Below are 19,060 nucleotides of genomic sequence, written 5' to 3' on the forward strand. Positions count from 1 at the left end.
ATAGAAAAAAGCCCGTTTTGCGGGGCAATAACGGGCTTTGGGCAGAATAATAAAAGATTAGCGGGTCAGAATGTTAACAAAAATCTGAGCACCAACTAATAAACAATCATCATCGACAAAATAAGGATTTGCGTGAAGGTAATTATTAATTCCTTTCGCTTGGTTACCACTTCCTAAGAAGAACATGGCTCCGACTTTGCCTTTAGTCGCGTTAACCATATAGCTAAAGTCTTCACTGCCTGTCATTGGCTTACCGTTCGATTCAATATTCTCTTCAGGTAAGAATTTACGCATTGCATCTAATAAACGCTGATGCGCAGTTGGATGATTCACAACAGCAGGATATCCGCTATAACTTAATGTGGTTTTAAATCCACCAGCTGTACTACGAGCCACAATTTCATCAAAACTTGCTTTCAGTACTTGGTCAGTATTTTCATCCATAGAACGGATAGTACCGCGAGCTTGAACGTGGTCAGCTAATGCGTTAGGGATAGTTCCCCCATTGATCATGCCACAACCAAAGACTGCAGGGCTAAATGGATCTGTTTTTTTCGCAACAACATAATCCATATAATCAATTAAGCGAGTCGCTTCACGAATGGCATCTAAACCTTTGTGTGGTGTTGAACCATGTGCAGAAACGCCATAAACATCTAATGTCCATGCTGAGCCATAAGATGACATCACGCCATCATTAAAGCGTACACAACCAGTTTCAATAGCTGCATCATTATGAAGTGCGTAGGTTTCATCAACGCCTTCCATGCAACCCATTTCAACCATTTTTTCAGCACCAGGAACACGCATATCTTCTTCAGCCATTTGGAAAATAAAGCGGACGTTCGCACTCATCTCTTCTTTATTTTCGGCAAGATATTTTGCACTGGTTAATGCCATGGTCATATGAGTATCGTGACCACAGTTATGCGCACAGCCTTGGTGAATTGAGCTATGTTCATTATTAGTTAAGTCTGGCATTTCTAATCCATCCATATCAGCACGGATGGCAATTAATGGAAATTCAGCATTAACAATTAAGTCAGCAGTAAAACCGGTATATCCATCAAAAGTTCTAATTTGATAACCAAAACTTTCCATTAATTCACGGCAATACTTTGATGTCTTATATTCTTCACCTGATAACTCAGGTATTTTGTGCAAGTCTTGTCGTGTTTTTTTACTAAAGTCATTTAATTGAAAGAGTTTTTCACTGACATTATAAATATTATTCATTAGATAACTCCCTGGATAGTAAATCCAATTTGCGCGACGATTGATGCTCCAAAGAAACAACATGTTGAAACAATCATGAAAATAAGAATAACTTTCCATGACATTTTCTTAAGTTCTTCTAATTGACCACCAACAGATAAACCAGCAAATGCTAATAAAGGAACACAACAAGATAAGAAAGAGACTTTACCAATAGAACTAATAAAGAAATCTCTTACTGGTGTTTCGGGTAAACAAATAAGTATCCCAATAATTGTTGCATAAGCAAATGTTGGTAAAGATGAAGGTAAATAATGTTTTGCAACGAGTGAAATAAATACCACTAATGACATAGCAATAAAGCTATCCCACATTGCATAAAGAGCGATCCCTGATGTTAACGTCTGAGTAAACATTGCCAGTAAAATAGCAACGAATACAAATTTCATATCAATAATTATATTTTTCATGCAGTTTTGCCTCTGGTGAAAATTTTATAAATTTTTTCTGAAAGAGGTAAACCTAAATAGGTTAATGACAGTGCGCCAAGTGCTGATGATAATAAGTTAGATGCGGCGGCAACACTTAATACTTGCTGTGCTAATGCTTCATCAAGACCATTAATTAACGCACCTGATGCAGCACTTAACATTGAACCAGAACCCACGCCAGAGCCTGCAGCAAGTGCAAGTGGGTGTAATCCTGTTAATGGAGCAATACTACCTAATACACTAAACCACAAAGTACCAATAACAGAACCACATAAATAGATGGCTAATACACCAATATATTCTTGTGAGCCTGTACCGAACTTACCTTGAATTACAGCAATAGAAGGTTCACGGCTAATAGATGAACAAGCACCAATTGCACGACGACCAAATCCAAATTTAATTGCTAATGGAACTGCAATTAATACAGGTAATAAGTTTCCGAGTTCTTGAATAAATAAAGGAACACCGACACTTAAAATCATTTTAATATTAGGAACAATCATTCCTGCATATTGCGTACCTAAAATAAGTAGGCTAAAACCTACCATTTTACCGCAGAAGCCTTCTTCTTTTTCTGTAAATAATTTACCCCATACTTTAATTTTTTTACGGGTAAATCCAGCAGATATACACATACCAATAATGACAGCAAAGAGCATTGGTAGAATAGGTATTACTGCAATGCCAATCTTAATTTCTTTTTTACCAATCACGTATTGTGAAATAAAAATTAAGAAAAGGACTGCCAGAATACTAATAAAGAAAACCTTTATCGGACTTCTACTTTTGTCCATCCGTTAATCTCCGTCGAAAAATAATCAGGCTTTATTTTAGAGGACAAAAAGCAAAAGGTAGCGTGACCAATGTCATGTTTACTTCATACCTCTTTTTCATGGGGTATGAAATAATACAATGGTGATAAATTTATTAACAAATAGAAGAAAGTTAAATTTTTTAATAAAGACAGTGGGTAAGGCTGAAATGAGTCAGCTTAATTGTTAATAAAGATGTGATGTGAAAAATAATAATTAAAAATTATTTTAATTATTAAAATAATCCTATAGATAACTTTTGTCCATTATTTAGTAAATAATAATACGTTATTAATGAGATATATTCTTATTTAATGCGATTATTATAAATTTAATGAATGTATTTGGAAGTGATATTTTATTTTTACATTTTTTACCGATGCTAACTTTATCACGACAGTGACATTATAGTGATTGGTGTTATTCTTTATATTTGAGTTAATGAAACAAATTTCTCTGTAAGTAAGTGAAGGAAAGAGATCAAAAAACACAAGGAAATAGGCTTAGCTCACAGAGATACAATTCACCCAAAACTGAGGAAAGACATCACCATGAGTAAGCAAACAGTTGCAACCTATATTGCTAAAGTACTCCATAATGCAGGTGTAAAACGTATTTGGGGCGTGACAGGCGATTCTCTCAATGGATTAAGTGATAGCTTGCGAAAGATGGGAACGATTGAGTGGATGGGAACCCGCCATGAAGAAGTGGCCGCATTTGCTGCAGGCGCAGAAGCCGCAGTCAATGGAGAATTGGCGGTTTGTGCGGGCTCTTGTGGACCGGGAAATTTACATCTTATCAATGGACTTTTTGATTGCCATCGTAATCATGTTCCTGTGCTAGCCATTGCTGCGCATATTCCTTCTGCTGAAATTGGTAGCAATTACTTTCAGGAAACTCATCCTCAAGAGCTTTTCCGTGAATGCAGTCATTATTGTGAATTAGTCTCAAACCCAGAGCAGATCCCGCAAATTCTTGCTATCGCCATGCGAACCGCGATTTTGAAAAAAGGGGTAGCGGTTGTCGTTTTACCGGGGGATGTTGCGCTAAAACCAGCTCCAGAAGATGCACATGAAAATTGGTATCCGTTGCAGTTTCCATTGGTTATGCCTAATCGTTTTGAAATCGAAAAATTATCTGATGCACTGAATAACGCAAAAAATATTACTTTAATGTGTGGTGCAGGGTGCGCTCAGGCACACGATGAAGTGATTAAATTGGCTCAAACTTTAAAAGCACCTGTTGTACATGCATTACGAGGCAAAGAGCACATTGAATGGAAAAATCCGTACAGTGTAGGCATGACAGGATTAATTGGTTTTTCATCAGGTTACCATGCGATGGAAAATGCAGATACACTGGTGCTATTAGGAACACAATTTCCTTATCGTGCGTTTTATCCATCAAAAGCCAATATTATTCAAATCGATATTAATCCAAATAGCCTCGGTTCACATTGTCATGTCGATATGGCAATGATTGGTGATATTAAAGCAACGCTAAATGCGATACAGCCTCGTTTAAAAGAGAAAACAGATACCTCTCACCTTGATGCCTCATTGAAACATTACGCAAAAGCACGACAAGATTTGGATGCACTTGCACAACCAAGTGAACGAGAACTTATTCATCCACAATATCTAGCACGCAAATTGAGTGAGTTGGCAAATGATGATGCCATTTTTACCTGTGATGTCGGAACACCAACAGTGTGGGCGGCTCGTTATGTAGGAATGAATGGAAAACGCCGTTTGCTGGGCTCGTTTAATCATGGCTCTATGGCAAATGCAATGGCTCAAGCTATTGGTGCACAAGCATTAGATAGAAAACGCCAAGTTGTTGCAATGTGTGGTGATGGTGGATTCACCATGTTAATGGGCGATTTTATCTCGTTAGCGCAAATGAATTTGCCAGTGAAAGTGATTATTTTTAATAACAGCGTATTAGGTTTTGTGGCGATGGAGATGAAAGCCGGTGGTTATTTAACTGATGGCACAGATTTGCATAACCCTGATTTTGCTGCCATTGCTAATGCATCTGGTATCAAAGGTATTCGCGTTGAAAAAGGTGAAGATCTGGATAAGGCACTGAAAGAGGCTTTTGAACATGATGGCCCCGTGATTGTGGATGTGGTAACTGCAAAACAAGAGCTTTCTATGCCTCCTGAAATTAAGTTTGAACAGGCAAAAGGTTTTAGCTTGTATATGATGAAAGCGATTATTAATGGTCGAGGTGATGAAATTGTTCAACTAGCCAAAACTAATTGGTTACGCTAATCGCCTACCCGTAACTCGAATTATTTAGAGTATTAATTGAAGATAAAAACCCTATCAACATTAAGCCGATAGGGTTTTTTATTATTGCGCTTTTTCTGTTAAACAGAAGTTTTCAATTAATTGCCCCATCAATTTACGAGTTGGCTCAATAAATGCCATATCAATAAATTCATCAGGCTGGTGGGCTTGTTCAATTGAACCTGGGCCTAATACTAAGGTAGGGCAGAGATCTTGAATAAATGGCGCTTCAGTACAGTAGTTCACCGTTTGTGCTTTCTCACCTAATAACTTTTCAATGACTGCAACCATTTTATGATCGGTCGGGCACTCATAACCGGGAATAGGATCATGTAGTGCTTCAACATTTAAGCGCCCCGGCCAACGTGCTTTTACGGGCGCTAATGTTTCGTGTAGTAAATCATCTAAATCTTGCAATGTAAGCCCAGGCAATGGGCGAATATCCATATGTAATTCACAGCAAGCACAAATCCGATTTGCTGCATCACCACCATTAATATAACCAAAGTTCATGGTCGGATAAGGGATAACAAATGCAGGGTTGTTATAGCGTGTTTTTAGCGTATCGCGCAGTGTACTAAGGTGAGTAATGGATTCATGCATTAGCTCAATCGCATTCACCCCTTTTTCTGGATCGCTAGAATGTCCTGATTGCCCTGTAATGCGTATTGCATTTGATAAATGCCCTTTATGAGCACGAATCGGCTTTAGGGATGTTGGTTCGCCAATAATGGCAAAATCAGGGCGGATTGTTGTATTGGCGGCAAAATAACGTGCACCTGCCATAGAGGTTTCTTCATCTGCCGTGGCGAGAATATAAAGAGGGTGAGTTAACGTCTTAGTATCTACATCTCGTAATGCATCAAGAATAAAAGCAAAAAAGCCTTTCATATCTGCGGTGCCTAAGCCATATAACTTATTTTCTTTTTCTGTCAGTGTAAAAGGATCTTGTGTCCAACGACCTTCATCAAATGGCACCGTGTCAGTATGACCACAGAGTAATAACCCGCCTTTTCCTGTTCCTAATGTTGCTAAAAGGTTAAATTTTCCTCGAGTTTCAGGTACAGGTTGAATTTCAATTGAAAAACCTAATGTTTCCAACCAATTAGCAAGCAAATTAATCAGCGATTCGTTGCTTTGATCGTTCTTAGCATCTGTAGCACTGATAGAGGGCGTTGCAATTAATTGACGATAAATCTCAATAAATGTAGGTAATTTAATATTCACTGTTGACAGCCTTTCTTCATAATAGTATCAATATTCATGCACTTTTTTTGAATAAAAATACATTAATCGGTTTGTGTTCATAGTACAAGGTAAGAATGACATGTTAAATACTCTGATTGTAGGAGCAAGTGGTTACACTGGCGCTGAATTAGCCGCCTATCTTCAGCAGCATCCTCATGTGAATTTGAGCAGACTGATGGTATCAGCTCAAAGTGCAGATGCAGGAAAGCGCTTTTCTGAACTTCATCCTCAATATCGTGGCTTAGTAGATCTCCCTTTAGAGCCAATGGTTGATGTTGTTAAAGCGGCTGAAAATATTGATATCGTTTTTTTAGCAACAGCCCATGAGGTCAGCCATGATATTGCCCCGATTTTTTTAGAGCAAGGTTGTGTGGTGTTCGACTTATCGGGTGCCTATCGAGTACAAAACAAGCATTTTTATCAACAATACTATGGATTCGAGCATAAGAATACAGATTGGTTATCACAGGCAGTTTATGGATTAGCTGAATGGAATGCTGACATTATCAGTCAGGCGCAATTAATTGCTGTGCCAGGGTGTTATCCAACGGTATCTCAGTTGTCATTAAAACCCTTAGTGGAAGCGGGACTGTTAGATACCGCGCAATGGCCAGTCATTAATGCCACCAGCGGTGTAAGTGGTGCGGGTAGAAAAGCCTCTTTAACCAGCAGTTTTTGTGAAGTGAGTTTGCAACCTTATGGTGTGTTTACTCATCGTCATCAACCTGAGATTGCAACACATCTGGGCATTGATGTGATTTTCACCCCTCACTTAGGCAATTTTGCCAGAGGGATCTTAGCCACTATCACCTGTAAATTAAAAGCAGGCGTGACGCAAGAGAAAATCAGACAAGTCTTTGATGAAGCTTATCAAGACAAGCCATTAGTGCGTGTTTATGACAAAGGATTACCTGCATTAAAAGCCGTGGTAGGAACTGCATTTTGTGATATCGGGTTTGCTCAACAAGGTGAACATCTGATTGTGGTAGGTGTTGAAGATAACTTGTTAAAAGGGGCCGCAGCGCAGGCGGTGCAATGTATGAATATTCGGTTTGGTTTCGCTGAAACCGAATCACTTATTTAAATAATGAGTAGGGAAGTTTCATGGAACCATTAATTATCAAACTGGGTGGTGTACTCCTTGATAACGAAGAAGCGCTAACACGTTTTTTCACCGCATTACAACAATATCGTTCAACACACTCTCGCCCTTTGGTCATCGTACATGGTGGTGGCTGTTTGGTGGATGAATTGATGGGTAAATTGCAATTACCTGTCGTGAAAAAGCAAGGCCTGCGTGTTACACCCGCTGATCAGATAGATATCATCACAGGAGCATTGGCCGGAAGTGCCAATAAGACCTTGTTATCGTGGGCAACTCAGTTTGGGCTTAATGGGGTGGGGCTTTCTTTGGGTGATGGGCAATTAGCAAAAGTCACTCAAATTAATGAAGAGTTAGGCCATGTAGGAAATGCAACTCCCGGCTCTCCTGATTTACTTAATTTATTACTGGGGGCAGGCTATCTACCTATTATCAGCTCTATCGGTATGACTGAGAAAGGTGAGCTGATGAATGTCAATGCAGACCAAGCTGCAACCGCTATCGCAGAAACATTGGGTGCTGATTTAGTGTTGCTTTCAGATGTTAGTGGCATTTTAGATGGTAAAGGTCAAAAGATAGCAGAGATGTCAGCCGAAAAAGCACAGACATTAATTGACCAAGGCATTATCACTGACGGCATGATTGTGAAAGTAAATGCAGCGTTAGAAGCGGCTAAAACACTTGGTAGACCCGTTGAAATTGCCAGTTGGCGCCATGCTGAAAAACTAACCGCACTGTTTAATGGTGTTGCAGTAGGCACCCGTATTTTAGCTTAAAAATGACTCTATAAATCTTATCACTATTTGATAGTTGGCTGAATTTAAACAAATTAGGAATTGAAGGTTATCACTATGACTAAAGGTATTAAGAAAATCGTACTAGCGTACTCAGGCGGATTAGATACTTCGGCGATCATTCCTTGGTTAAAAGAGCATTACGATAACTGTGAAGTTGTTGCTTTTGTTGCTGATGTTGGGCAAAGCCGTGATGATTTAGTTGGCGTAGAACAGAAAGCGTTAGCGTCAGGAGCATCTGAGTGTTACGTCGTTGATTTACGTGAAGAGTTTATCAAAGACTATGTTTATCCTGTGTTAAAAACCGGTGCTTTATATGAAGGTAGCTATTTATTAGGTACTTCAATGGCACGTCCAGTTATTGCTAAAGCTCAGGTAGAATTGGCATTAAAATTAGGTGCTGATGCTGTTGCTCATGGCGCAACTGGTAAAGGTAACGATCAGGTTCGTTTTGAAAGCACCTATGCAGCTCTTGCTCCGCAACTAAAAGTTGTCGCGCCTTGGAGAGAGTGGGATTTACGTTCTCGTGAAGCACTGCTGGATTATCTGAAAGTCCGTAATATTCCCACTACGGCTACACTTGAGAAAATTTATAGCCGCGATGAAAACGCATGGCATATCTCAACGGAAGGTGGTGTATTAGAAAGCCCATGGAATGCATCAAATGAAGATTGTTGGGCATGGACTGTCGATCCTAAGAAAGCACCAGAAACACCAGAATTAGTCACTGTTACAGTTAAAGCGGGTGAAGTTGTCGCGGTAAACGGTAAAACACAATCACCTTTTGAGTGTTTAGATACATTAAATACATTAGGTGTTAAGCACGGTATCGGGCGTATTGATATTGTTGAAAACCGTTTAGTGGGAATGAAATCTCGTGGCTGCTATGAAACTCCAGGGGGCACTATCATGATGGCTGCTCTGCGTGGTGTTGAGCAACTAGTTCTTGATAGGGATGCGTTTAAATGGCGTCAACAACTCGGTTTAGAGATGTCGTATGTAGCCTATGACGGTCGTTGGTTTACGCCAATCCGTGCTTCACTACAAGCGGCTACGGAATCGCTGGCAAAAGATGTGAATGGCGAAGTGGTTTTAGAGCTTTATAAAGGCCATGTGAATGCCATTCAGAAAAAATCAGAAAATAGCCTGTACTCTGAGGAATTTGCAACCTTTGGTGAAGATGAAGTTTACGATCACAGTCATGCTGAAGGTTTTATCCGTTTGTATTCCCTGCCATCACGTATTCGTGCACTGAGCAAGAAATAACGTAAGGCAATAGAGTGGTGCTAACAAGCATCACTCTTACTCTCTTTTATTACACAGAATAAATACAGGAAGCGATTATGGCACTCTGGGGTGGACGTTTTAGTCAGGAAGCTGATCAACGGTTTAAACAATTCAATGATTCACTGCGGTTTGATTTTCGACTGGCACAACAGGATATCTTTGGCTCAGTAGCTTGGTCTAAAGCGTTAGTCACAGTGGGTGTATTATCGCAAGATGAACAAGCTCAACTTGAGCAAGCTTTAAATGAATTATCAGAAGAAGTAACAGCAAACCCACAATCTATTTTACAAAGTGATGCAGAAGATATTCATAGTTGGGTTGAAAGTAAGCTTATTGCCAAAGTCGGTGATTTAGGTAAAAAATTACATACAGGTCGTAGCCGTAATGATCAGGTCGCAACAGACTTAAAACTATGGTGCAAAGAAGAGGTCATTCATCTTCGCCAAGCGATTGTTGAGCTACAAAAAGCTTTAGTTATTACCGCAGAACAAAATCAAAATGCGGTGATGCCGGGTTATACCCATTTACAACGCGCTCAACCAGTAACATTCGCACACTGGTGTTTGGCCTACAATGAAATGTTAGCTAGAGATGAAAGCCGTTTAGCTGATGCTTTGAAACGTTTGGATATCAGTCCGTTGGGATGCGGTGCATTAGCGGGTACAGCTTATGATATCGATCGTGAACAATTAGCGGGATGGTTAGGTTTTGCGAGTGCAACTAACAATAGTCTAGACAGTGTATCTGACCGTGATCATGTATTGGAGCTATTATCTTGCGCATCTATTGGGATGGTGCATTTATCTCGTTTTGCTGAAGATTTAATTTTCTTTAATAGTGGAGAAGCGGGCTTTATTGAATTATCAGATAAAGTGACCTCAGGCTCATCATTAATGCCCCAAAAGAAAAATCCAGATGCACTTGAGCTTATCCGTGGAAAATGTGGACGAGTTCAAAGTGCATTAACGGGCATGATGATGACCTTAAAAGGTCTGCCTTTAGCTTACAATAAAGATATGCAAGAAGATAAAGAAGGGTTATTTGATGCCATTGATACATGGTCTGATTGCTTGCATATGGCAACATTAGTTCTTGATGGCATTCAAATTCGTCGTTCTCGCTGTGAAGAGGCCGCTAAACAAGGTTATGCTAATGCTACTGAACTGGCAGATTATCTTGTTGCTAAAGGTGTGCCATTTCGTGAAGCGCACCATATTGTGGGTGAAGTGGTTGTTTGTGCCATTGAGCAAGGTAAAGCAATTGAAGAGCTTCCTCTTTCTGAATTACAGATGTTTAACGATAAAATCATGATTGATGTGTACGATATTTTATCACTTCAATCATGTTTAGATAAACGTCTTGCAAAAGGGGGCGTTTCTCAAAAACAGGTCGCTTGTGCGATAGAAAAAGCAAAAGAAACACTCAGTATGGATAAATAAAAAAAGAGTTTATTTAAGACAACTTACTGTTATTCCATAAGAACAGGGTATTTATTGCCCTGTTTTTTTATTTTGAATTGCCGATAATATCTATGCCCATCTTGAATTCTTTAGAATATGAAGTAATTAGATTTATTTATTAAGAAAATATCAAAAAAGAGAGACAGAATAACATTCGACTGATAGAAAAATTTATCAGTTACTATATTATCTATAGACATTAACTATCAGCAATAAATGTGGGATCTGCAATGAATATCCGTGACTTGGAATATCTGGTGGCTCTAGCTGAGCATAAACATTTTCGTCGTGCGGCAGATTCTTGCCATGTGAGTCAGCCAACATTAAGTGGTCAAATTCGTAAGCTTGAAGATGAATTGGGTGTAATGTTGCTTGAACGAACTAGCCGTAAGGTTCTGTTTACGCAACAAGGTTTGTTGCTGGTGGATCAAGCGAAAACTGTTCTACGTGAAGTCAAAGTGCTACAAGAAATGGCTTCATTGCAAGGCGAAAGTATGGCAGGGCCTTTACATATTGGGCTGATCCCTACTGTCGGTCCTTATTTGTTGCCTCATATTATCCCTGAGTTACATAAAAACTACCCTAAGTTAGAGATGTACCTTCATGAAGCACAAACTCATAGCTTATTAGCTCAATTAGATAGCGGAAAGCTTGATTGTGCAATTTTAGCAATGGTTAAAGAGAGTGCGCCGTTTATTGAAGTCCCTTTATTTGAAGAGCCAATGAAATTAGCGATTTATGAAGGGCATCCGTGGCATGAACGTGAGTCTGTGCCAATGGGCGACTTAGCGGGACAACGTTTATTGATGCTAGAAGATGGGCACTGTTTACGGGATCAAGCGTTAGGATTCTGCTTTCAAGCGGGCGCAAAAGAAGATACTCATTTTAGAGCAACGAGTTTAGAGACATTACGTAATATGGTCGCTGCTGGTAGTGGAATAACCCTATTACCTGATTTATCAGTACCTCAAGAGCAAAAACGTGATGGAGTTTGTTACTTAGAATGTACAGATCCAAATCCATCACGTTCTATTATCTTAGTCTATCGTCCCGGATCGCCTTTGCGTAATCGTTATGAGCAGTTAGCAGAGACAATCCGTGAACATATGACCGCATTTTATGCAGAAAAACAAAACGCATTAAAATAAGCGGTTTAAACCATTAAGTGCAGCAACACGATAGGCTTCTGCCATTGTTGGATAGTTGAAGGTTGTATTAACGAAATATTCGATAGTATTACCTTCACCTTTTTGTTCCATAATCGCTTGGCCGATATGAATAATTTCTGCAGCACGTTCACCGAAGCAGTGAATACCTAGAATTTGCTTGGTTTCACGGTGGAAGAGAATTTTTAAACTCCCCACATTCATACCAGCTATTTGTGCTCTTGCCAGATGTTTAAACTGAGAACGACCCACTTCATAAGGGATCTTCATTGCAGTGAGTTGTTGCTCTGTTTTACCTACAGAACTAATTTCAGGAATGGTGTAGATCCCAGTTGGAATATCTTCAATCAAGTGTGTTTCTGATTTTCCCGTTGTGATTGCCAAAGCCGCAATACGACCTTGATCATAAGCTGCTGAAGCTAGACTTGGATAACCAATGACATCACCTACAGCATAAATGTGTTCACAACTGGTTTGGTAGTGGGCATTAACAGAAACGAGTCCACGACTATCGGTTTTAATACCGACGTTTTCTAAGCCTAGAGTGTCTGTATTTCCTGTTCGGCCGTTTGCGTAGAGTAGGCAATCTGCTTTGACTTTTTTACCTGATTTTAGGTGAACAATAACACCATCATCGACACCTTCAATGCTTTCGTATTCTTCGTTATGACGAATAACAATACCGTTATTCCAGAAGTGATAAGAAAGTGCATCAGACATCTCTTGATCAAGGAAAGACAATAGGTGATCACGAGTATTGATTAAGTCTACTTTTACTCTTAATCCTCTAAAGATAGAGGCATATTCACAACCAATGACACCTGCGCCATAAATAATGACATGGTGAGGCTCATGCTCTAAATCAAGTATAGTGTCACTGTTATAAATACGAGAATGAGAGAAATCGACATCCGGTGGGCAATAAGGGCGAGAGCCCGTTGCAATAATAAAGCTATCAGCAGAGAGAATATCGCAAGTACCATCAGGGTAACGTACGCTGATCCTGTGTTCGTCAATAAATGCCGCTTCACCCGAATACATTGTACAGTTATTGCGTTCGTAGAAACCTTGACGCATTTTAGTCTGCTGACTAATCACGGTGCTGGCTTGACGAAGTATTTGAGAAAAAGAGGAGTTAATAAGACGAGATTGGTCGCTATAAAGTGGGTTTTGATTAAACTCGATAATGCGACTTACTGCATGGCGTAGGGCTTTGGAGGGAATAGTACCCCAATGCGTACAGCCACCACCAACTTTGTTATAACGTTCTATAACTGCGACGCGTTTTCCTTGTTTAACAAGCCCCATGGCCGCGCCTTCACCGCCAGGACCTGAACCGATAACAATGGCATCGAAATGAGAATGTTGCATAGGAAGAGACCTGTTTTATACAAACCGACAACGCTATATTAACATTAGAATGAATAATAGCCCAATTGACATTAAGGGCATTAGTCACACTTTGTTGAGTTTTTATGAGAATGTGTCTTTAGAGATGATTGTACGCACTGCTTTTTTAACAAAGTTTGATATATTGAGCATAAACCAAATTAGGATTATCAGGATTTCTGTGAGTAATAATATTGGCATCAGAGCTAAACAAAAAGAAAAAACCCGTCGCTCTTTAATTGAAGCTGCTTTTAGCCAACTGAGTGCTGAGCGTAGCTTTACCAGCTTAAGCTTACGAGAAGTGGCTAGAGAAGCCGGTATTGCGCCTACCTCATTTTATCGTCATTTTAAAGATGTGGATGAACTTGGGCTGACAATGGTTGATGAAAGTGGATTGATGTTACGTCAATTAATGCGACAAGCACGTCAGCGCATTGCGAAAGGTGGCAGTGTTATCAGAACATCAGTAGCTACTTTTATGGAATTCATTGGTAATAACCCTAATGCGTTTCGATTATTATTACGTGAACGTTCTGGGACTTCAGCAGAATTTCGTGCCGCAGTCGCACGAGAGATCCAACATTTTATTGCAGAACTGGCAGACTACCTTGAGCAAGAAAGTCATATGCCACGTTATTTTACAGAAATGCAATCTGAAGCAATGGTCACTATTGTATTTAGTGCAGGCGCAGAAGCACTGGATATTGATATTGAAAAGCGTCAACAATTAGAAGAAAGATTAGTTTTACAACTGCGTATGATTGCTAAAGGTGCTTATTATTGGTATCGACGTGAGCAAGAGACGCAAACACCTCTACAAGATAACCCAGAAATAAAGAAAAAAACGCATCAGAAAGGAGACAAATGATGGAACAAAATCGCTGTGAAAAAAGCACGCTATTACTTGCCACAGTCATTGGTGTCGCTTTACATGGTACTTATTCGAGTTTTTTTAATTCATTTATTGAGACGTGGTCAGTTTTCCCACTAATCAGTTTAATCTTGGCCGTTTACTGTTTATATCAGCGTTATTTAAATCAACCTATGACCGATGGTATGCCTAAGCTGATTTTTTCATTCTTTTTACTAGGCTTATTCGGTTATAACGCTTACACCAGAACCGTTAACCCTGAATGGGGTTCAAACTTTTTCTCTTCTGTTTGTATTGTTATTGTTGCGTTGTGGATTTATCGTCAATTTAAACAGCGCCAACGCTTACGCCTACAGGCTGAAGAAGCTGAAAGAGCATCACAAGCAGAACAGTACTAGTCTGTACTTATCTCTTTGTTGTAAACACAGCGAAATTTTGACACCAGCAAGTTATCTTGCTGGTGTTTTTGTTTTTATTCGCGTTATTAAAGGATTTTTTACTCTAAGAAGAGAAATAAGCAGTTATCTTTTTTCTAATAACACACCACATTCCATATGATGGGTGTATGGAAATTGATCAAACAAAGCTAATTTGCTGATTTTATGTGTCTTTATTAGGGTTTCTAAATTTTGACACAATGTTTCTGGGTTACAAGAAATGTATAAAATGCTAGGGTAAGTTTTAACCAGCTCTACAGTTTTCTCATCTAAACCACTACGAGGTGGATCGACAAAAATGGTTTCACATTGGTAATCTTTTAAATCAATCCCTTCAAGACGTTTAAATTCTCTTACCCCATTCATTGCTTGTGTAAAATCTTCCGCAGACATACGAATAATTTTTACATTATCAATGTGGTTCATTGCTATGTTGTATTGCGCCGCATGAACAGATGGCTTTGCAATTTCTGTTGCCAGCACTCGCTCAAAATTACGTGCAAGCGCTAATGAAAAGTTGCCATTACCGCAATACAATTCAAGCAGATCACCTTTCGCATTTTCTGTTGCCTTTAATGCCCATTCCAACATTTTAATGTTGACCTGAGCATTAGGTTGCGTGAAGCTATTTTCAACTTGGCGATAAATCATCTCTTTACCCGCGACAGGTAACACTTCATCAATAAAATCGTTATCGAGCATAATTTTTGTTTTATATGCACGACCGATTAACTGTACATCAAAGCCTTGGGCAATTAAGGTCTGGCGTAATGCTTGCGCTTCTTGTTGCCAAGTTTCATCAATTTTTTTGTGATACAGCAAAGAAACAATAATTTTATTACTCAACGTAGAAAGATAATCAATCTGAAATAGTTTCTTTCTAAGTGTTGGCTTATCTTTTATTTCTGCCAACAAAGCAACCATCATTTTATTAATAAGCTGGCTGGCTACGGGAAATTGGTCAACACGAATACGCTGCTTAGTCTCTTGGTCAAACATAATATGATAGAGAGAATCTTCTTCATGCCAGATACGGAATTCCGCACGCATACGATAATGCTGTTCTGGTGATGAAAAAACCTCTGCATCAGGCGCATTAAAAGGAGCCATCATCGTTTGTAGACGTTGTGTTTTTTCATTCAGTTGAGACTGATATGTTTGCGTTGGTAATGAATTCTGCATGGTATCTCGCCTTTTTTTGGCAGTAATAAAGTTAAGCGAGCGAAATTGTAGAGATCCTCATGAAGATGTCCAGTATTCTTCATGTTCAATTTCTGGACTCAGTGGAGTTGAAATCGTAGCATAGTTGTTCGGCCTCCTTATAGGAGTGAAAAGGGAATCTGGTGCAAAGCCAGAACTGACGCGCAGCGGTAATAGGATCAAGGATAATAAAAGGCACTGCAAAGCACCCATATAAGTGCGGTGGGAAGTCATTATCTTAAATACACAAAATTGTTTATTTAACCTAGAGTCCGAAGACCTGCCGAAGACCTGTCGCATCTTAAATTAAATACGCGCTTTATTTAATTTTGGCGGCATCCTGCTACTTATTCTGTTGGATGCAGATTTTCATGAATAATAAAAAAGTTTTCTTCATTTCAAGTATAGCTTCGAGTGTGGCTTTGAGTGTAATGGTGAGCAGTTTTGGTGCGTTTGCTAATAACAGCGATACATTAAGTGTGACAGCAAACCGCTTTCAAGAGCCGAACTCTTCTATTTTAGCACCTATCACCGTTGTTGAACGTGAACAGATTGATCGCTGGCAGAGTAATAGTGTGATTGATGTATTACGCAGAATGCCGGGTATTGATGTGGGGCAAAATGGTGGAATAGGGCAGATGAGTTCTATTTATGTACGTGGCGCCGAATCTCGACATGTACTGATCTTAGTGGATGGTGTGCGTTTAAATCAGGCTAATGTGTCTGGTAGCTCTGATATTAGCCAAATTCCCCTTTCTCTTGTTCAACGTATTGAATATATAAGAGGGCCTCGTTCTTCTGTTTATGGTTCAGATGCAATTGGCGGAGTGATTAATATCCTGACAGAAAGAAAAACGGAAGGAGGAACGCTTAATGCCACAATGGGTTCTCATGGTTATCAAGAATATGATGGTTCTGTAAAACAAAAAGTTGGAGATAGAACAACATTAACAGCGGCGGGCAGTTATCTCTATACCAAAGGCTATGATGTAGAAGCCAATGGGAATACTGGTGGGCATCCACAACCTGATCGCGATGGATTTATGAACAAATCGTTGTGGTTAGGGGTTAATCACGATATTAACGATGACGTTTCTTTATATGCACGTGCTTATGGTTTTGATAATCGCACCGCTTATGATGCTTATTATGACAGTGGTAACGATATCTTAACGGATACAAGAGCACTATTTAGCCGTACCTATGATGGCGGAGTGAAGTTCCATCGCGATAACTACTCTTCTTCTTTCAATACCAGCTATAACTACACCAAAGATTATGACTATGATCCACGTTATGGTCGCTATGGTAAAGGAAGCCGTTTTACTAACTCCGAACAATATAACGTGCAGTGGGGTAATCACCTTTTATTAGAAAATGGCAGTATCGGTGGGGGTGTTGATTGGCAACGCCAATCTATTAAAGCAGGCTCTAGTGGATTTCCTAATAAAGAACACTTCGACAATACCGGCTTATATCTAACAGGACAGCAAAAATTAGGCGAGATTATCGCTGAAGCTTCAGTGCGTTCAGATAAGCACTCTGAATATGGTTGGCATACCACTTGGCAAACTAACTTAGGTTGGGAATTTGTCGATGGCTATCGTGTGATTGGTGGTTATGGTACGGCATTTAAAGCACCAACACTGATGCAACTTTATAGTGAATGGGGAAGTAATCCAGACTTACAACCCGAAAAGAGTAAACAGTGGGAAGGGGGCTTTGAAGGATTAACTGGGCCTTTAGAGTGGCGATTAACTGCATATCGTAATGATGTTGATTCGTTGATCCAAGGTGAATCGAACTACCCATATCGTAATTACAATGTTGGGAAGGCATTAATTAAAGGCGTGGAATTTACAGGGGAAATGGATACGTGGATTTTTCATCATACCTTTAACCTTCAATATATAGATGCAAGAAATAAAGAAACACATCAACGTCTTGATCGTCGCGCTCGTCAACAGTTGAAATATCAACTTGATTGGCAAGTTGATAAACTCGATATGGGAGTGACTTACCAATATATCGGTCAGCGTACAGATAAAGATTACGGCACGTATGAGAATGTTTCTTTAGGTGGAGTGAGTATTTGGGACTTAACTGCGTCATATCCTATTACATCACATCTCTCAATTCGTGGTAGAATAGCCAACCTGTTTGATAAAGATTATGAGACAGCTTATGGCTATCGCACGCCAGGACGTGAATACTTCCTCACAGGAAGCTACAACTTCTGATGCACAACTTACCGCTAACCCTACTGTATTAGTTTTTGATTCAGGGGTTGGCGGTTTATCTGTTTATCGTGAGATCCGTGAAAAATTACCGGATGCTCACTATATCTATGTTTTTGATAATGAAGCTTTCCCTTATGGTGAAAAATCACAGGAATTCATTATTGACCGTGTTGTTCATATCATTAGCGCGGTTGCTGAGAAGCACTTTCTCGCAGCAATTGTTATTGCTTGTAATACCGCTAGTACGGTAAGCCTTCCGGCTTTACGGGCAAAGTTTACTGATATTCCTATTGTGGGAGTTGTTCCTGCTATTAAGCCCGCTGCTAAATTAACATGTAATGGAGTGGTTGGATTATTAGCGACAAGAGCAACAGTTAAACGCCCTTATACCCATGAATTGATAGAGCGCTTTGCAACTGATTGCAAAGTTCACTCTTTAGGTTCGGCCGAGCTGGTGGAACTAGCAGAAAGAAAACTTCATGGTGAAGAAGTTTCTCTAGATGAGCTTCGTAAAATTCTTACACCTTGGCTAAAAATGAAAGAGCCACCAGATACGGTAGTATTAGGTTGTACTCATTTCCCTTTATTAGCAGACGAGCTTCTTTCTGTTTTACCTGATGGCACACGAATTATCGATTCTGGGGCTGCAATTGCACGAAGAACTGCGTGGTTGGTCGTAAATCAAGCGAAAATAAAAGGTTCAAATGAAATTAGTTTCGCTTATTGTCTAAAAGAAGATGAGAATAGCGAATTGCTAAAACCTGTTTTAGCAAGTTTTGGCTTTGGATCGCTCAGAAAACTGGCGCTTTAAGTGGAATTTGGTGGAAAATTCAACGGTCAGTAAAAAAACTCAAAAAAAGTGTTGCCAGCTTCACAAAACTCCCTATAATGCGCCCTCGTTGTCACGGCAAACCACGCTAAGTGAGTTAGCCGAGAGAACAAAGAAAAAAAAGTGAAAAGCCTTGAAAATAAACGCTTGACACTGAATGAGGAAGATGTAGAATGCACCTCCTCGCAACAACGCAGAAGACCGGAAACGGCAGCGAATGTT

At 39.6% G+C, this 19,060-nt stretch carries 16 protein-coding genes and 1 riboswitch; of the genes, 10 read left to right on the forward strand and 6 right to left on the reverse strand.

Going from position 1 to position 19,060, the window contains the following annotated elements; genetic code table 11:
• Positions 1 to 57: 57 nt before the first annotated feature.
• The 3 genes from DK866_RS17380 to DK866_RS17390 are packed head-to-tail and all read right to left on the reverse strand — an operon-like array spanning position 58 to position 2,503.
• A complete protein-coding gene (locus DK866_RS17380; RefSeq protein ID WP_109409922.1) occupies positions 58 to 1,236 on the reverse strand; it encodes a M20 metallopeptidase family protein in 1,179 nt (392 codons plus the stop codon).
• Positions 1,236 to 1,685 (reverse strand): hypothetical protein, encoded by a 450-nt coding sequence (locus tag DK866_RS17385; protein ID WP_006534124.1) that lies wholly within the window; start codon positions 1,683 to 1,685, stop codon positions 1,236 to 1,238. Before DK866_RS17385 ends, DK866_RS17380 begins: the two co-directional genes overlap by 1 nt.
• Entirely contained in the window at positions 1,682 to 2,503 is an 822-nt protein-coding gene (locus DK866_RS17390) for a DUF3100 domain-containing protein (protein WP_109409923.1), read from the reverse strand. Before DK866_RS17390 ends, DK866_RS17385 begins: the two co-directional genes overlap by 4 nt.
• Before the next feature lie 569 nt (positions 2,504 to 3,072).
• Here DK866_RS17390 and poxB point away from each other — a divergent pair.
• Positions 3,073 to 4,797, forward strand: coding sequence for a ubiquinone-dependent pyruvate dehydrogenase (poxB, locus tag DK866_RS17395; protein WP_109409924.1), 1,725 nt, complete (start codon positions 3,073 to 3,075; stop codon positions 4,795 to 4,797).
• An 81-nt stretch (positions 4,798 to 4,878) separates the two neighbouring features.
• Here poxB and argE read toward each other — a convergent pair whose 3' ends face one another.
• The gene (gene argE, locus DK866_RS17400) at positions 4,879 to 6,042 is read right to left on the reverse strand and encodes an acetylornithine deacetylase (protein ID WP_109409925.1); all 1,164 of its coding nucleotides are present in this window, start codon (positions 6,040 to 6,042) and stop codon (positions 4,879 to 4,881) included.
• Positions 6,043 to 6,142: 100 nt separating this feature from the next.
• On the opposite strand from argE, the gene argC reads away from it, so the two are divergent.
• The 5 genes from argC (at position 6,143) to oxyR (ending at position 11,854) form a co-directional block, all read left to right on the forward strand.
• Positions 6,143 to 7,147 carry an N-acetyl-gamma-glutamyl-phosphate reductase gene (gene argC / locus DK866_RS17405; RefSeq protein ID WP_109409926.1) on the forward strand — a complete coding sequence of 335 codons (1,005 nt, stop codon included), beginning with the start codon at positions 6,143 to 6,145 and terminating at the stop codon, positions 7,145 to 7,147.
• A gap of 20 nt (positions 7,148 to 7,167) precedes the next feature.
• Positions 7,168 to 7,941, forward strand: coding sequence for an acetylglutamate kinase (gene argB / locus DK866_RS17410; RefSeq protein ID WP_109409927.1), 774 nt, complete (start codon positions 7,168 to 7,170; stop codon positions 7,939 to 7,941).
• Between the two features lie 75 nt (positions 7,942 to 8,016).
• Positions 8,017 to 9,225, forward strand: coding sequence for an argininosuccinate synthase (locus tag DK866_RS17415; RefSeq protein ID WP_109409928.1), 1,209 nt, complete (start codon positions 8,017 to 8,019; stop codon positions 9,223 to 9,225).
• A 77-nt stretch (positions 9,226 to 9,302) separates the two neighbouring features.
• A complete protein-coding gene (argH, locus tag DK866_RS17420) occupies positions 9,303 to 10,685 on the forward strand; it encodes an argininosuccinate lyase (RefSeq protein WP_109409929.1) in 1,383 nt (460 codons plus the stop codon).
• A 251-nt stretch (positions 10,686 to 10,936) separates the two neighbouring features.
• Positions 10,937 to 11,854: a DNA-binding transcriptional regulator OxyR gene (oxyR, locus tag DK866_RS17425; RefSeq protein ID WP_075672972.1), complete on the forward strand. Its 918-nt coding sequence runs from the start codon at positions 10,937 to 10,939 to the stop codon at positions 11,852 to 11,854.
• Here the strand turns inward: oxyR and sthA are convergent.
• Complete coding sequence (sthA, locus tag DK866_RS17430) at positions 11,846 to 13,243, reverse strand: Si-specific NAD(P)(+) transhydrogenase (protein WP_109409930.1); 1,398 nt, start codon at positions 13,241 to 13,243, stop codon at positions 11,846 to 11,848. The genes oxyR and sthA overlap by 9 nt on opposite strands.
• A 199-nt stretch (positions 13,244 to 13,442) precedes the next feature.
• Here sthA and fabR point away from each other — a divergent pair, with 199 nt between their 5' ends.
• Positions 13,443 to 14,129 (forward strand): HTH-type transcriptional repressor FabR, encoded by a 687-nt coding sequence (gene fabR / locus DK866_RS17435; protein ID WP_072070605.1) that lies wholly within the window; start codon positions 13,443 to 13,445, stop codon positions 14,127 to 14,129.
• Positions 14,129 to 14,530 carry a YijD family membrane protein gene (locus tag DK866_RS17440; protein ID WP_036933245.1) on the forward strand — a complete coding sequence of 134 codons (402 nt, stop codon included), beginning with the start codon at positions 14,129 to 14,131 and terminating at the stop codon, positions 14,528 to 14,530. The genes fabR and DK866_RS17440 overlap by 1 nt, the downstream gene beginning before the upstream one ends.
• A gap of 123 nt (positions 14,531 to 14,653) precedes the next feature.
• Here the strand turns inward: DK866_RS17440 and trmA are convergent, their stop codons facing one another.
• Complete coding sequence (gene trmA / locus DK866_RS17445) at positions 14,654 to 15,751, reverse strand: tRNA (uridine(54)-C5)-methyltransferase TrmA (protein ID WP_109409931.1); 1,098 nt, start codon at positions 15,749 to 15,751, stop codon at positions 14,654 to 14,656.
• 112 nt (positions 15,752 to 15,863) lie between these two features.
• Positions 15,864 to 16,071: riboswitch (cobalamin riboswitch) on the forward strand.
• A 69-nt stretch (positions 16,072 to 16,140) separates the two neighbouring features.
• On the opposite strand from trmA, the gene btuB reads away from it, so the two are divergent.
• Together btuB and murI are read left to right on the forward strand one after the other, a co-directional pair.
• Positions 16,141 to 18,009, forward strand: a complete 1,869-nt coding sequence (gene btuB / locus DK866_RS17450; RefSeq protein WP_109409932.1) for a TonB-dependent vitamin B12 receptor BtuB — start codon at positions 16,141 to 16,143, stop codon at positions 18,007 to 18,009.
• Entirely contained in the window at positions 17,954 to 18,820 is an 867-nt protein-coding gene (murI, locus tag DK866_RS17455) for a glutamate racemase (RefSeq protein WP_109409933.1), read from the forward strand. The genes btuB and murI overlap by 56 nt, the downstream gene beginning before the upstream one ends.
• The last annotated feature ends 240 nt before the right edge of the window (positions 18,821 to 19,060 follow it).

This window comes from Proteus genomosp. 4 str. ATCC 51469 (assembly GCF_003144375.1).
GTDB lineage: Bacteria > Pseudomonadota > Gammaproteobacteria > Enterobacterales > Enterobacteriaceae > Proteus.

Coding starts and splice junctions, on each gene's coding strand:
- DK866_RS17380 (WP_109409922.1), bottom strand. CDS start 1,236: ATGAATAATATTTATAATGTCAGTGAAAAACTCTTTCAATTAAATGAC.
- DK866_RS17385 (WP_006534124.1), bottom strand. CDS start 1,685: ATGAAAAATATAATTATTGATATGAAATTTGTATTCGTTGCTATTTTA.
- DK866_RS17390 (WP_109409923.1), bottom strand. CDS start 2,503: ATGGACAAAAGTAGAAGTCCGATAAAGGTTTTCTTTATTAGTATTCTG.
- poxB (WP_109409924.1), top strand. CDS start 3,073: ATGAGTAAGCAAACAGTTGCAACCTATATTGCTAAAGTACTCCATAAT.
- argC (WP_109409926.1), top strand. CDS start 6,143: ATGTTAAATACTCTGATTGTAGGAGCAAGTGGTTACACTGGCGCTGAA.
- argB (WP_109409927.1), top strand. CDS start 7,168: ATGGAACCATTAATTATCAAACTGGGTGGTGTACTCCTTGATAACGAA.
- DK866_RS17415 (WP_109409928.1), top strand. CDS start 8,017: ATGACTAAAGGTATTAAGAAAATCGTACTAGCGTACTCAGGCGGATTA.
- argH (WP_109409929.1), top strand. CDS start 9,303: ATGGCACTCTGGGGTGGACGTTTTAGTCAGGAAGCTGATCAACGGTTT.
- oxyR (WP_075672972.1), top strand. CDS start 10,937: ATGAATATCCGTGACTTGGAATATCTGGTGGCTCTAGCTGAGCATAAA.
- sthA (WP_109409930.1), bottom strand. CDS start 13,243: ATGCAACATTCTCATTTCGATGCCATTGTTATCGGTTCAGGTCCTGGC.
- DK866_RS17440 (WP_036933245.1), top strand. CDS start 14,129: ATGGAACAAAATCGCTGTGAAAAAAGCACGCTATTACTTGCCACAGTC.
- trmA (WP_109409931.1), bottom strand. CDS start 15,751: ATGCAGAATTCATTACCAACGCAAACATATCAGTCTCAACTGAATGAA.
- btuB (WP_109409932.1), top strand. CDS start 16,141: ATGAATAATAAAAAAGTTTTCTTCATTTCAAGTATAGCTTCGAGTGTG.
- murI (WP_109409933.1), top strand. CDS start 17,954: ATGGCTATCGCACGCCAGGACGTGAATACTTCCTCACAGGAAGCTACA.